Source organism: Hahella sp. NS-SX17 (assembly GCF_057367735.1).
On record NZ_CM170632.1, the window covers coordinates 2,760,268 to 2,774,556 of the forward strand.

Consider the following 14,289-nt stretch of genomic DNA (forward strand, 5'->3'; position numbering starts at 1 on the left):
AAATGCCGCTGTGACTAAGTAATTTTAAGCGCAGTCGTTCTGCGTTGGGAGAATGTTCGCATATTGATACGACGCATGGATGCGCCAGCGCGGCGACACTGGGGGGGTGGGGTTGGGCTATAAAATGGAGCAATATCGCCCCCACGATAAAAAATTATAAATTAGTGTTTGACAGGTATGAACCGCTTCCATAGAATGCGCGCCATATCACCGAGATGGTGTTCCGTCCCCTTCGTCTAGAGGCCTAGGACACCGCCCTTTCACGGCGGTAACAGGGGTTCGAATCCCCTAGGGGACGCCAAATCCTAAAGCCCTGCATCGAACGATGCAGGGCTTTTTTGTATTTGCATTCTAAGTCCGCTCCCCGTCACCTTTCTTTTTCACAACGATCAGAATGCATGTAACCCATTCTTTTATAACATGGCAATGATATTACCCTGTTAATAATCAGGCGCATGGGTGCGCCTGCGTAGCGGAGAGCCGCGGGAGGCAGAGCCTGATCTGTGAAGGCCCTGACGTTGCAGACAAATAGGAGGAAGTTATTAGTCTGCCTGATTAATTGTTTCCCGGCAGATAAGTGTTTGACATGTGCGGGCCGCTTCCATAGAATGCGCGCCATCTCACCGAGATGGTGTTCCGTCCCCTTCGTCTAGAGGCCTAGGACACCGCCCTTTCACGGCGGTAACAGGGGTTCGAATCCCCTAGGGGACGCCAAATCTAAAAGCTCTGCATCTTAGGATGCAGAGCTTTTTTTATGCCTTTTCAAAAGTCTTCGTCACACTCTTCTCTATACCTGTCCGAGTAAAACAGCCGTACGCTGTATTGATGTTTTTAATAGGAGTAAGGCAGGGTCTCAGCATCATAGGGCCTTCTTGTACATGGCGGCGAATGCGGGCAAGGCCATTATGTTCACCCTCTGGCTCATCCTGGCAGCCTGAGATCAGGCTTTGATCAAAACCGCCTGCGCTCAAACGGTCTAGTCCGAAGAGGTTCGCCTGCAAGTACTAGCTTATTTGGGTGATATTCATCCACTCTGACGAGTGATAAGTTTTTACGTATCACGACGGCATCCCGACTGCGCGAGTGTAGTGATGTGTTCTTGCGGCAGATTTCCGAGTGCATTATTCGTTCACTAAGGTCAACTGCCTGACTTGAATCATGTTATGAAAGCGCTTTCATTATGTGGGTGTGATATGCGTCGCAAATTTTTGATTTAAATGGTTTTTATCCTGTGCCGCCAAGCCTCTCGACGGGGAGGCGTCGTCATTTCGGTTACAGGCTGTGCGCACTGATCAGGAGTCAATCGACTATGAAAAAAACACAACTATTAGTTTGGGGCGCGGTGATCGGCGGTTTATGCGCGGTGACCTACCAGTTCATGCCAGGCGGTGATAGCGGGATAACGGCGCAGGAGCGACAGGCCGCCGCTGGCGCTCAGAGCTCTTCTACGGTGGAACCCGCTCAGTCCGTTCAATCCCCACAACAAAGCGTTTCTAAATCGGTGCAAGGGATGACAAAGGAATCTGAACCTGAACTCCCTGATTACGCCATGAACAACGAAGAATATCCCTCAATTGAGTTCCGCATGACAGAAATTGAAGCGCGTCGTGATGGTCGTGCTTTTGATCAGGAAGAAGTCGTGCGCGCCATGTGGGAGCCTTCCGCCTGGAAGGGGGATGACAGCATTGCCGATCAACTTGAGCTTAGCGACGCGGACCGTTTCGATGGCAGGGAGTTTATTCGTTTCAATCCGATGAAGCTGGAGTCCCTGATGCCAGGCGATGAAATGGAAGTCCCTGTGCTGCCCCAGAATGCAACCTATCAGATGGTGGTGGAACGGGTGGAATCCCATGGCGACGGCAATGTCACTTGGTATGGGCATTTGAAGGATTTTGAACAGGACAACCAGGTTTCTTTTACCCGCGGCGAGAACCTCACATACGGGGGCGTCACTACGCCTGAAGGGTTGTATGTGGTGGAAGCGCGCGGCGACAAGGGTTGGATCGTCAACAGCGGAACGCTGTTCAAAGGCGAGGACCTGCACATAGAGGTTCCCGAACTGGCGGACGCCAATAAAGTTGATGAAGGATCGGCGGCTCCAGATCAGAGCGCCGACGGGCCTATTGCTCAGTAAGGATAAGCATTAGCGCCCGGGGTAGGAGGCCAGGTCGCACAGTGGCTGGCTAATAAAAACAGACAGAGAGAGTTATAACGATGAAAAGGAAATTAACCGGAAGTATGTCTAAATGGTTGTCCTGCTTGACTCTGGCGGCTGCTCCCCTGGGCGCGCAGGCTGTGACAGTTGATATTATGGTGGTGTACGACGCCTATTCCGCAGGACGCTTTGGCGGCGAGCCGACAACGGCCATTCGTAGCTGGGTGGACCAGGTTAACGCCATGTATCAAAACAGCCAGATTGACGTACAGTTGCGTTTGGTTGGGGCTTTCCCCCATGAAGAAAGCGGCTCCAGCATGGGTGAAGTGCTGGGCAATCTTCGTGTGGACAGTTGGGTCATTCAGAAGCGTGAGGAAGTCGGTGCGGACTACGTGACGCAAGTGCACAAAACCGGCTCCTGCGGCGTTGCTTACGTCGCTGTGCATAAGGATTGGGCGTTTAGCGTCACGGGCCCGGATTGCGGTCCTCAGGTTTTCGCTCATGAAGTCGGTCATACCATGGGGCTCAACCACTCTCGCCGTCAGGGAGATCAAAGCGGGTCGCGTTATCGTTACGGACTTGGTCATGGCGTTGATGGCGCATTTGGGACCATTATGACTTATGAATGGCTGTTCAATGCGCCGAAAGTGGCTAAATTCTCCAACCCCAGAGTCCAGTGTAACGGGCTTCCCTGCGGCGTGCCCGCGGGCCAGGCGCAAGAAGCGGATGCAGCTCAGGCCGTCAATAATGTACGCCATGAGATTGCGGCGTTTAAACCAACCAAAACAGATGGCGGCAACACTTCCGGCGATAAAGTGTCTGTGTTCCAGCATTACAATTACGCAGGCTACAGCGCAGCCTTGGCGGAGGGGCAGTATCGGCTGAGTGATTTGACCGCCCGAGGCGTGCGCAATGACGACCTGTCTTCCGCTCGCGTGCCTTCCGGCATGGTGTTAGAGCTGTTTCAGCACGATAACTTCAGCGGGGCCAAAACGGTGTATACCTCAGATGTATCTGGGTTCCCGCTATCCGGCGTGAATGACTCCACGTCTTCGATTATCGTCAAGAAGAGCGGCGGCGGAGGTCAGAATGACGCACAACCGGTTGATAACGGCGTATACATGTTGCAAGCCAAACACTCCGGCAAATGTGCGGACGTCTATGGCGGCAAGCAGGAGGCCGGCGTCCCTGTCATTCAGTGGAGCTGTCACCAGGGGAACAACCAGCGTTGGAACTTCACCCACATCAAAGATGGGTACTATGAAGTCAAAGCGACGCATAGCGGCAAATGTCTGGATGTCTCCAACTCAAGCAGAAGCAACGGCGCCACGGTGCAACAATGGTCCTGTAATGGCAGCGCAGCTCAGCAATGGAAAGCCGTGGACAACGGCGACGGCACCTTCCGTATGGTGTCTGGCGTAAGCGGAAAAGTGTTTGACGTAAAAGAAATCTCAACCGCCAGCGGCATGGCTATCCATCAGTGGGATTGGATCGGCGGAGGCAACCAGCGCTGGTATTTGAAGCGCGTGAAATAAGCGCCATTCTTTCCAGATGTTGAACCTGTTCCCCGGTGCGCTCTGGCGAGCGGCCGGGGGATGTTGGTGACAGACTGACTCTAATGCATATCGCCATTTCCCATCCATGGTCTCAGCTTTCGTGATGGCCCCTTCCAGTTTCTCGCCGCCATGAGAGTAGTGAATATCACAAGGAATTTCTTGGCTTCCATGGATTTCTTGATCAATGTACTGCGCGCCGTTGTCAGATCGGCTGGCGACATAGTTCTACGCGATCCACTTCTCTTTGGTGGTGGCGAAGATGTTTAAAGTGATGCAACGGATATCCAGAATTGGCGCATTAAATGGATTGCCGCCGTTTATCCATAGAGAAGTAAACAGGTCGCCGCCATTGATCTGCGATAGAGGCTTCTGGAGCCAATTATCAAACAACATATTAGCTTGGCGATAAAACTCAAAGTTTTAGCCGGAAAGCGTTGAATACTTATTATTTGTGACTGCCCGCTCAGTTTAACGATTACCCATATTTTTTTGTAACGCCATGGGTAATTGGCCTATATGATGTGACATTTATAATTGTTTTATAAATCAATTGATTGTGTTTTATGTAGGCACTAAGTACTAGCTGCTTTAGGCGATGGTTAAGTTAGTTTTCCAGTGTTAAATTTTTCGCGCCGTTGACGTTCTGGCGAGCTATTTTCTGTGATCAATTTCCCGTTTCCCATGTAACGGAAGCCTTATCCGGATAATAACGCTTTTCGTTATCGGAATACTCCCATCAATGGAGCAGGAAAGTTGGTATAAAAAATGAAAAACAGCCTCAAAAGAATTCTGGCCGCAAGCACCCTCGCGGCCGCCGCTTCTACTTCCCATGCCGTCACCGTCGATTTGATGGTGGTGTATGACTCTTATACTTACAATTACTTCAAAGGCGACGCGAACACTGCTATCCGTAACTGGGTCAGCCAGGTGAACACCATGTTCGTCAACAGCCAGGTTGACGTCCAGTTGCGTCTGGTCGGCGCATACGCTCACGAAGAAACCGGCTCCAACATGACGGAAGTGTTGGGCAACCTGAGAGTGGACTCCTGGGTCAATCAGAAGCGTCAGGAAGTGGGCGCGGACTATGTAACCCAACTCCACCGCACAGGTTCCTGCGGCGTGGCCTATGTTGCGGTGGACCGTAATTGGTCGTACGGCGTGGTGGGGCCGAGCTGCGGACCGACGACTATGGCGCATGAGCTGGGGCACACCATGGGCCTGAATCACTCCCGACGTCAGGGCGACCAAAGCGGCTCGCGTTATCGTTACGGGGTTGGTCATGGCGTTGATGGCGTTTTCGGCACCATTATGACGTATGAGTGGCTGTTTAACGCACCGAAAGCTCCCAAGTTCTCCAATCCAAATTTGCAGTGCAACGGTTTGCCATGTGGTGTGGCGGCGGGCTATTCCAATGAAGCGGACGCCGCGCGCGCAATCAACAATGTGCGTACTGAAATGGCCGGTTTTATGCCAACGAAAGTAGGCGGAGGCAACCCTGACGGGGGTGATAACAACGGTGGAGATAACAATAACGGCGGCGATAATAATGGCGCTTCCAATATCTACACCATGAAAGCCAAGAACTCTGGCAAGTGTGCGGACGTCTATGGCGGCGAACGTCGCGATGGCGCATCTGTCATCCAGTGGAGCTGCCACGGCGGCAACAATCAGCGCTGGCAGTTTATTCACCTGGGCAATGGCGTTCATCAGATCAAATCCGTCAACAGTGGTAAGTGTCTGGATCTGTTTGGCGCGAGCCAGTACAACGGCGCATACGCTGGGCAGTGGACTTGCAACAACAGCAACAACCAGAAGTGGCAGGCGTTTAAGAACACGGATGGAACTTATCGTCTGATTGCCGTACACAGCGGCAAAGCGTTGGATGTGGATGCAGCAGGCGGAACCTACAACGGCGCAAGACTGCGTCAGTGGGATTGGGTCGGGGCGAACAACCAGCGTTGGATCATCACTAGCGCAGGCCAATAAGGCTCACCTGACTCTGCTTTGTTAAAAAAATCCCCGCTGATGCGGGGATTTTTTTGTCTCCCCAAAAGAGTCCAAGACTTATTTTAACAGGGCAGTGATATTGGCCTGTTAATACTCAAGCGTATGTATGCGCTTGCGCAGCGGCTAGCCGCGGGAGACAGGACCTGACCTGTGCAGACTCTGCTGTTGCAGACACCCTGTAGTCGCAAACAACATGTAGTTGAAAACAAATAGAAGGAAGCTATTTGTCTGCCTGATTGATAGTCGCCTAGTTCATAAAACGCGCGAGAATCAGCTCATTGATGTCTGCGACATGGGTGATAGGGGCCATATGTCCCCAAGGTGTTTGTTTGAACTCCAGATTAGGCAGGCATTCCCGTAACCGCTCGCTGATGCGTCGAGAGGACAGGGGGCTCTGCGCTCCCGCCATCAAGTAAGTGGAGAAGGGAAAGTTGACGTAGTCCTCCAACCGAGTGGGCTCCTCGATCAGCGCTTTGAAATCCAGCGCCACCTTTCGGATTTGTCCGCTCAGGGCGTTGCGAATATCTATAGGGTAGCGTTTGAATGCGCCCGGACCAGACCAATAATCAATAAACTGCTGAGTGGCCCCCATCTCGTCGTTTTGCGCGATGGTATCCTCTAACTTCTTCACCACCTCCGCAATTTCCAGAAACGCAGGTTCCTCGCGGGATAACAGATGGAAGGCGACCGGCTCGTAGATGGTCAGGCTGAGAACGCGCTCAGGATACTGCGTTGCGAACCTCAATGCGGTCGCCGCTCCGTAGGAGTGCCCAATCACGTGTAACGGCGCTGTGTCCGCCTTTGCTTGCGCCAATACGGCGACAACGCGATCAACTTCATTCTGCAGACTGAAGTGCTCCGCCAAGTGCGCAGGATAGGGAGCTTCGCCATATCCCCACAAATCTATCGCAAGCGTTCTATAGTTATCCTGCAGCTGGCTGGTGAGCATTTTCCATTGCGCCTTGGAGCTCATGGAGCTGTGCAGTAGCAATATGGGCTGACCGTCGCCGCCATTTGTGTATCCAGTCAAAGACTGCATAATTACCTCGTATTTCAGCAATGTTTTATATTTATTTGTTCACAGGTTCTATCCATGGAATTTCCGCGTATATTACCTATCTGTAAGCAAAGATTGATAGGGAAAAACATTATCTCCCGCGTATTACGTGTTACGGTAATTAATACATAGGATTTAATCGGAAGTGCAGGTTTTTAAATGAATTTCTGAATTATTTCCAGGTTTGAGGACGCAGTTGAGCGCGCTATGAACGGCATTAGCATCGTTCTTTTGGCGAAGAGATAACGGCCTCTCGTCAGCGTTCAGTCCTTGGTTGAGCTCGCAACACTCCAAGGAGGAGAACATGACCGTATTGCTTCTGTTATTGGCGGCGTTGGCGCTAGCTTATCTCGGCGCCGGCGCGTTGTCCTGGACAGTACTTTTCACCATCGCCGCTTTGGCTTTCTCATTCACTGACCCTGGTTTTGCGGGGTTATTGGTTGTTTGGGGAATATTCATTGCTGTGGCGGTGCTGCTTAACTCCTCTTCCATCCGGCGGCGTTATATCACGGCGCCCATTCTCGCCTGGGTTGGCAAAACACTGCCTGGTATTTCCGATACTGAGAAAGAGGCGATTGAGGCGGGCACGGTTAGCTGGGACGGCGATTTGTTCACAGGCATGCCGGACTGGAACAAACTGCTCACTATGAGCAAACCCACTCTGACGAAAGAAGACAAAGCCTTTATCGATGGCCCGGTGGAGCAGTTATGCGAGATGCTTAACGACTGGGAAATCACCCATCAGCGCTACGACCTGAGCCCCGCGGCCTGGACGTTCATCAAGGATAACGGCTTTTTCGGCATGATTATCCCCAAAAAATATGGAGGCCTGGAGCTCTCAGCGCTGGCGCATTCCACCGCGGTGATGAAAATCGCAACCCGCAGCATTACCGGAGCCGTGACTGTCATGGTCCCCAACTCGCTGGGGCCTGGAGAGCTGTTGTTGCATTACGGAACGGACGAGCAGAAAGATTATTATTTACCGCGTCTCGCCAAAGGCGAGGAGATTCCCTGTTTCGCCCTGACGTCTCCGCGCGCAGGTTCCGACGCTGGCGCCATTACGGATAAAGGCGTCGTCTGTAAAGGGGAGTGGGAAGGAAAAGAAGTCATCGGTTTGCGCTTGAGCTGGAACAAACGCTACATCACTCTGGCTCCGGTGGCGACAGTATTGGGTCTTGCCTTTAAAGTTTATGACCCGGATCATTTGATTGGCGATGAAGTTGATCGGGGCGTGTCCTGTGCTTTGATTCCCACCAGTACGCCCGGGGTGCAAACCGGCGCGCGCCATTTGCCTCTCAACACGGTGTTTATGAACGGGCCTACCTGGGGAGAAGATGTTTTTATTCCCATGGACTTCCTGATCGGCGGCGAAAAATACATCGGCAAAGGCTGGGCCATGTTGATGAACTGCCTATCTGTGGGACGCGCTATTTCGTTGCCTGCGTTAAGCGCTGGAGCAGGCAAACTTTCCAGTCTTACCAGCGGCGCCTATGCTCGCATCCGTGAGCAGTTCAACCTTCCGGTAGGCTACTTCGAGGGGGTTCAGGAATCACTGGCGCGGATCGGCGGGCTGACCTATTTGATGGACAGCGCGAGAGTAATGACTGCGGGGCTGCTGGATAATCACGAAAAGCCAGCGGTGCCGTCAGCGATCTTGAAGTACCACAATACGGAAAAAATGCGTGCAGTGGTTGGCGCGGCCATGGACGTGCACGCAGGGCGAGGCGTGATCAAGGGGCCACGCAACTACATCGCGCGGGTGTATCAGGCGATTCCCATCAGCATCACAGTGGAAGGGGCTAATATTCTGACTCGCAGCCTGATGATCTTCGGACAGGGAGCGATTCGCGCCCATCCCTACCTGCTGCAGGAAATGGAAGCGGCGCAGAATCCGAACAAAGAGAAGGCGCTGGATGAGTTTGATCACATCTTCTTCAAACATATTCGGCGCAACCTGCAGCTCACGGCCCGGTCTTTGGTACTGGGATTGACTGGAAGCAGTCTGGCGTCTGCGCCGGAGATGGCGCGGGAGACCCGAACCTATTTCCGTCATATGTCGCGTCTGGCGGCGGCATTCGGCCTGGTGAGCGATGTGACGCTGGCCACTCTGGGGGGAGAGCTGAAACGTCGGGAAATGATTTCCGGTCGCTTGGGGGACTGTTTGAGTTATCTCTATCTAGGCTCCAGCGTGCTGAAACGTTTTCATGACGATGGTTGTCCGAAGTCGGACCTGCCTCTGATGCATTGGGCGATGCGCTATTGCCAGTCCGAAATTCAAAATGCGTTACATGAGGTTCTGCGCAATTATCCAGTGAAGGCGCTGGGCGTCTTGTTGAGGCCATTGGTGTTTCCGCTTGGGCGTCACTATGAACGTCCAGATGATGCGGTCTGTCGTGAGATCGCTGAGATGCTGCTGCAACCTTCCGACGCGCGCGACAGGCTGGTGGATGGCGTGTACCGGAATACCCGCCCGGATGATCCTGTGGGCAGAATCGAAAACGCCTTCCTGAAAAAAGTGGGCGTGGCCAATGTTGAGAAGCGTCTCAAGAAAGCCGTCAAAGCAGGGGATATCCCTGATGAGAGCCTGCACGACATGCTGGAGGCGGCGGTGAGTAAGAAGATTCTCACCACGGATGAAGCTGAGCGATACCGTGAAGCGGAGGAAGCGGTGGAAGACGCTATTCAAGTGGATCACTTCAATCCTGGCGAGTTACCGATCACACAATCCGATTGACGTTTCCTCTTGGACGGGGCCAGCCACTACGCGCTGGCCCCGTGGCGCCTGTTACGTTCGGGCGTCTTACTGCCCCTACATTGATTCCCACTTGGATGTGGCGCCTGGGTTTGTTATGAATACTATCGCTGAACGCTAACCTGAAAGAGAACCGCTCGTGAAAACCTACGAAGATATCCTCGACGCTATGTACGCCTTTTACAGCGAGGCCTTTTCCAAAGCGCTTCCTGTCAATGAGCGCATGAGAACGCTTTGGAGCGATCCGGACAGACTCGACTGGATCGCCATAGGCCAGGAGCAGGAGAACTGGTATCTGAATTTCGCCTGCGGCGACGCCATCGCTGAGCGCACTTCTGTGCGCGGCTACTTGTCCAATGTGGCGGAATACCTTGATAACGACCGCACTCGTGGCGATGAACTCTTGGATATGATCCGCTACGAAATGATTGACTGGGAGCCCTTCGAAGAGGAATACGACGCCAGCGACGATCAGGCGGAGATGAATGAATTTATTATCTTCAGCGCCCTGTATCTGACTATCTTAAAACTACGCAAACAACTACTGCCTAATCTCAACATCGCCTTGGCTGACCCTGTGGAAATGACGGTGTTCGATGATATCGAAGCCTCTTGCTTCGACGCGTCCGCGCCTCGATACAATGGCGAGGAACTTACTAAGAAAGACCTGCTGGAAATGCTCCCAGCGCTCTGCCGTGAGCAACGGCACAGAGATTATCTGACAACGTTGCTCAATCTTGATCGCAATAATCGCGAGAATCCGCTTGTGATCGCTGAAAGCTTTGTTTGACTCGCGGTTCACCGCTGCCGATAGGGAATCTGACAATAGGTTATGCCATGCTTTGGTCTCAGGCGGTGCTTGGTCAGGAACATATTGAGTGAGTTCATGGACAGATTGATGTTGGGAGTGGGTCCCAGGTAGATATGTTCGAGATAGTGGTTGTCGCTGCTGGGGGTGGTCAGGTTGAACTCGAAGTAGGGCACCAGCATGGAAGCGCCTTCCCGAAACTTCACCGGTGAATTCAGGTAGTCTGTGACGCCGGGTGAGACGATGCGCCACTCTTCCTCTTCCTGAAAGGATGGATGTTTTAATATCGCAGCGATACGTAGCAGGTCTGACTCGATCATCTCAAACACGCCATGGTAGGACTGCGATGGCGGAAACTGGGTGGGGCCTGCGTGCTCGCCGTGCTGCTCAGCCAGCGCCTCCACCACATCCATTACCTGGCGAATGAGAGTGGTTTGTTCCTGATGGCTGTAAATGCATTTGCCTACCTGAAACGACTGTTGGCTGGCGCACTCCAGAATATGCGCAGCGGGGAAGCCCACGCTGACGCCTTTGCCCATAGAGCTGTAACCGCGCCACTGACTCAACAGATTGCCGTTGGAGCGAAACGACGCCCCAAATAGCATGTGCCCATTAGTGATGCGATGAGCGATCCAGTCCCGGAACTGGTGCAGCAGGCCCGGTTTGGGATGACTGTCGGCAATGCGGCGGTCCACTTCCGCACTGATCAGGTCGGCAGTATGCTTCAGCTCGGCGGAGTCGTTCATATAGCGAATATCGCTGGCCCACAGTTTGCCGCTTTCCACTATGCCCAGCAGGCCTGAAAACGTGGTGTAGTGGTACAGCGTGTCGACCGGAATGTCTGAGTACAACTTGGCGGTGATGTCCTGAATCATAGCGCTCGCTTTAGTCTTTGTTTTCGTTGTAATGGATTAAGTGGGGTTGCAGTCTGGGTTAAACCCAGACATTATCCTGCGCCGTTCGCTCTCCGCCAGCGTCGCCGGTATTCGCTACGCCTCTGGGCTCAATCAGCATGGCCCTGCACTCGCTCTCAGCGAAAGGCTTATGTTCCACGCCTGCCGGTACGACAAACATTTCTCCCGCTTCCAGCTTCACTTTTCCATCTCGAAATTCAATGCTCATTTCACCTTCGATCACCATAAACACCTCATCCGTGTCCTCATGGCGATGCCACACAAACTCACCCTGAATCTTAACTATCTTGAATTGATAATCATTCATCTCCGCAATCACCCGCGGCGACCAACGCTCACTGAACTTGGAGAATTTTTCTTTTAAATTGATGGCGGTATGGTTCATTTTTCACACGCTTGAGTACAGTCATACAATCTTTCAATCTAAGTCGATGTGACAGTGTGGTCAAATGTGGAGTTTAGCGGAGGCTGAGGCGCGGGGGGCGTTATCTGCAACCAGGTGCTTTGTCGCGAAGCCTGAGATATTATCAGCGGCATTCTTTTCATGACTTCAAAGGAATAAAAACAATGAATTTTGAAGATTTTAAAAAGTGTGTCTGTGAAGCCAAGAGCGCGCATCCTTTCTGGTTTGATTTTGAGCCGGACGATGCTCCGGATCAGGATAGCCTCGCCCGTGCGGAGCAGTTGTTGAAAGCCAGGCTGCCGCAGGAGTACAAAGACTTTTTGCTGCAATACGGCGGCGGTTATTTCGCCTTCGGCAATGTCTTTTCTCTGGAAGCCGGCAGTGAGTGGAATCTGATCGATATCAACGCTGAGTTCGCCCACCTCCGCGCAGGCCGCGTGTTGATTTCAGAGAATAACAACGGGGACTTCTTCGGCTTCGATGTGCGGGATGGCGTATGTCAGTCGGAACTGTGTTATTGGGACCATGCGCAAGAGCGCTGGCAAAGCAGCGGCTACACGAATCTATTTGAGTACTTGAGCAAAGTGGCTCTCACCAACTAAAGCGAGGCAAGGCCAACCTGGCGTTGGCCTCCTGCACTTCTATTTCTGCAAACCAACTACGACAAAACCACTATAGCGTCGCCTGCGCCAATGCCTGCTCCAGGTCGGCGATGATGTCGTCTTTATGCTCAATGCCGATGGACAGTCGAACCATATCCGGGGACACGCCGGCGGCGGCTTGCTCTTTTTCATCCAACTGCCGGTGCGTGGTGGTGGCGGGGTGACAGGCGAGGGTTTTGGCGTCGCCGATGTTCACCAGCCGTTTGACCATCTGCAAGGCGTCAATGAAACGCCCGCCGGCCTCTTTGCCGCCTTTAATGCCGAAACTCAGTACGGAGGAAGGTTTGCCGCCCATGTACTTTTGCGCCAGCTCGTAATAAGGGCTGCTCTCCAGTCCGGGATATTTCACCCAGCTTACGCTGGGGTGGGAGGCCAGGAACTGACATACCGCCATGGCGTTTTCCACGTGCCTTTCCATGCGTAGAGATAGCGTCTCAACGCCTTGCAGAATCAGGAACGCGTTGAATGGAGACAGGGCTGCGCCCATGTTGCGCAACGGCGCTACCCGGGCGCGACCGATAAAGGCGGCGTCGCCCAGTGCTTCGGTATACACCACGCCGTGGTAGGACGGGTCAGGCTCGTTGAGCTGCGGAAAGCGGGGGTTGTCCTTCCAGGGAAAGCGTCCTGAATCAATGATCACGCCGCCGATAGTGGTGCCATGACCGCCAATGTATTTGGTCAACGAATGCACCACGATATCCGCGCCGAAATCGAATGGACGACACAGCACCGGCGTAGCGACGGTATTATCGACGATCACTGGTATGCCGTGCTTGTGGGCGATAGCGGCGAGCGCTTCCAGATCCGCTACGTTGCCGGCGGGATTGCCGATGGATTCGCAAAATACGGCTTTGGTGTTTTCATCGATCAGCGCTTCCATGGAAGCGGGATCGTCGCTGTTGAACATGCGCGCGGTAACGCCGGATTGCGGCAGCGTATGAGCGAACAGGTTGTAAGTGCCGCCGTATAGTTGGTTGACGCTGATAATATTGTCGCCGGCGCGGGTCAGCGTTTGAATCGTGGCGGTGATCGCCGCCATGCCGGAAGCCATCACCAAGGCCCCAATGCCGCCTTCCAGCTGCGCCATGCGCTGCTCCAATATGGCGTTGGTCGGGTTCATGATACGGCTGTAAATATTGCCTTCCACTTTCAGATCGAACAAATCAGCGCCATGCTGGGTGTTGTCGAAATAATAGGAGGTGGTCTGGTATATCGGCGCCGCGACGGCATGAGTGGTCGGGTCGCCGGCAAAGCCGCCATGGATGGCGATAGTTTCTTGTTTCATGGATCTCTCCGCTGCGCGTAAGGAGTGGTTTGGCTCTGTGCTTGTTCGCGTCAGCCCCGGTAGAGACGGGCTAACTATTTGTATCGTTTAGAGAATCGTTGATATTAACAACGGCCCTCAACAGAGTGTACCGCCAGCCGACGCAGGTCAATATGCCGAGCGCCTGAATTTGCTATGGTCCGTATTTGAAACTAGCATTGGCCATATGGGCCTCCTGAAAACGTTTTGGCTGACGTTTGCGGAGTTTCCCTGAATTTCAATTTTTGGATGACTGGCGCGACATGCGTAAACAATCACTTCACATACTGCTGGTCGTCGTTGGCTGGACTTCCGTTGTGCTTGGCGTTATTGGCATTGTGCTGCCGTTACTGCCCACCACGCCCTTTATTCTGCTCGCCGCCGCCTGTTTCGCGCGCTCTTCACCGAAATTTCACCACTGGCTGGTGTCCCATCGTCATTTGGGGCCGATCGTGAAGAACTTTGAGTCAGGGCGCGGCGTCACCCGCAAGGTGAGATTGCGCGCGTTGATTTGTCTGTGGCTGGGACTCACGATTTCCATGGTGATCGTCGGCAAGCTGTGGAGCCTGATCATGCTCAGCGGCATTGGCGCCTGCACGACCTTATACCTTTGCCGTCTGCCGACTTATGAAGAAGATGCGGGCGAGCCCGAGTCACAGGTCAACTAACCGG

Annotated in this window: 12 protein-coding genes and 2 tRNA genes; 9 read left to right on the top strand and 5 right to left on the bottom strand. The window is 53.2% G+C overall.

Annotated elements, in window-relative coordinates; all coding sequences use genetic code 11:
- Positions 1 to 225: 225 nt before the first annotated feature.
- The 4 genes from AC2IBB_RS12505 (at position 226) to AC2IBB_RS12520 (ending at position 3,690) form a co-directional block, all read left to right on the top strand.
- Positions 226 to 301, top strand: a tRNA-Glu gene (locus tag AC2IBB_RS12505).
- 337 nt (positions 302 to 638) lie between these two features.
- Positions 639 to 714: transfer RNA gene (locus AC2IBB_RS12510), tRNA-Glu, on the top strand.
- A gap of 595 nt (positions 715 to 1,309) precedes the next feature.
- Positions 1,310 to 2,134 (top strand): hypothetical protein, encoded by an 825-nt coding sequence (locus tag AC2IBB_RS12515; RefSeq protein ID WP_486333175.1) that lies wholly within the window; start codon positions 1,310 to 1,312, stop codon positions 2,132 to 2,134.
- Positions 2,135 to 2,238: 104 nt separating this feature from the next.
- The gene (locus AC2IBB_RS12520) at positions 2,239 to 3,690 is read left to right on the top strand and encodes an RICIN domain-containing protein (RefSeq protein ID WP_486333176.1); all 1,452 of its coding nucleotides are present in this window, start codon (positions 2,239 to 2,241) and stop codon (positions 3,688 to 3,690) included.
- A gap of 246 nt (positions 3,691 to 3,936) precedes the next feature.
- Here AC2IBB_RS12520 and AC2IBB_RS12525 read toward each other — a convergent pair whose 3' ends face one another.
- On the bottom strand, positions 3,937 to 4,104 hold the full coding sequence (locus tag AC2IBB_RS12525; RefSeq protein WP_486333177.1) for a hypothetical protein: 168 nt from the start codon (positions 4,102 to 4,104) through the stop codon (positions 3,937 to 3,939).
- Between the two features lie 372 nt (positions 4,105 to 4,476).
- Here AC2IBB_RS12525 and AC2IBB_RS12530 point away from each other — a divergent pair, with 372 nt between their 5' ends.
- A complete protein-coding gene (locus AC2IBB_RS12530) occupies positions 4,477 to 5,697 on the top strand; it encodes an RICIN domain-containing protein (protein ID WP_486333178.1) in 1,221 nt (406 codons plus the stop codon).
- A 268-nt stretch (positions 5,698 to 5,965) separates the two neighbouring features.
- Here the strand turns inward: AC2IBB_RS12530 and AC2IBB_RS12535 are convergent, their stop codons facing one another.
- Entirely contained in the window at positions 5,966 to 6,757 is a 792-nt protein-coding gene (locus tag AC2IBB_RS12535) for an alpha/beta fold hydrolase (RefSeq protein WP_486333179.1), read from the bottom strand.
- 322 nt (positions 6,758 to 7,079) lie between these two features.
- Here AC2IBB_RS12535 and AC2IBB_RS12540 point away from each other — a divergent pair, with 322 nt between their 5' ends.
- Both AC2IBB_RS12540 and AC2IBB_RS12545 read left to right on the top strand, forming a co-directional pair.
- Complete coding sequence (locus AC2IBB_RS12540; RefSeq protein ID WP_486333180.1) at positions 7,080 to 9,509, top strand: acyl-CoA dehydrogenase; 2,430 nt, start codon at positions 7,080 to 7,082, stop codon at positions 9,507 to 9,509.
- 157 nt (positions 9,510 to 9,666) lie between these two features.
- Complete coding sequence (locus tag AC2IBB_RS12545; protein WP_486333181.1) at positions 9,667 to 10,317, top strand: hypothetical protein; 651 nt, start codon at positions 9,667 to 9,669, stop codon at positions 10,315 to 10,317.
- A gap of 8 nt (positions 10,318 to 10,325) precedes the next feature.
- On the opposite strand, the gene AC2IBB_RS12550 is transcribed toward AC2IBB_RS12545, so the two are convergent.
- Both AC2IBB_RS12550 and AC2IBB_RS12555 read right to left on the bottom strand, forming a co-directional pair.
- A complete protein-coding gene (locus tag AC2IBB_RS12550) occupies positions 10,326 to 11,210 on the bottom strand; it encodes a DUF2971 domain-containing protein (RefSeq protein WP_486333182.1) in 885 nt (294 codons plus the stop codon).
- Between the two features lie 58 nt (positions 11,211 to 11,268).
- A complete protein-coding gene (locus AC2IBB_RS12555; protein ID WP_486333183.1) occupies positions 11,269 to 11,634 on the bottom strand; it encodes a cupin domain-containing protein in 366 nt (121 codons plus the stop codon).
- 182 nt (positions 11,635 to 11,816) lie between these two features.
- On the opposite strand from AC2IBB_RS12555, the gene AC2IBB_RS12560 reads away from it, so the two are divergent.
- Positions 11,817 to 12,254, top strand: a complete 438-nt coding sequence (locus AC2IBB_RS12560) for an SMI1/KNR4 family protein (protein WP_486333184.1) — start codon at positions 11,817 to 11,819, stop codon at positions 12,252 to 12,254.
- A 70-nt stretch (positions 12,255 to 12,324) separates the two neighbouring features.
- Here the strand turns inward: AC2IBB_RS12560 and AC2IBB_RS12565 are convergent, their stop codons facing one another.
- Positions 12,325 to 13,599: an O-acetylhomoserine aminocarboxypropyltransferase/cysteine synthase family protein gene (locus AC2IBB_RS12565; protein WP_216737447.1), complete on the bottom strand. Its 1,275-nt coding sequence runs from the start codon at positions 13,597 to 13,599 to the stop codon at positions 12,325 to 12,327.
- Between the two features lie 281 nt (positions 13,600 to 13,880).
- Between AC2IBB_RS12565 and AC2IBB_RS12570 the strand changes: the two genes are divergently transcribed.
- Positions 13,881 to 14,285: a YbaN family protein gene (locus AC2IBB_RS12570; protein WP_486333185.1), complete on the top strand. Its 405-nt coding sequence runs from the start codon at positions 13,881 to 13,883 to the stop codon at positions 14,283 to 14,285.
- Positions 14,286 to 14,289: the final 4 nt, after the last annotated feature.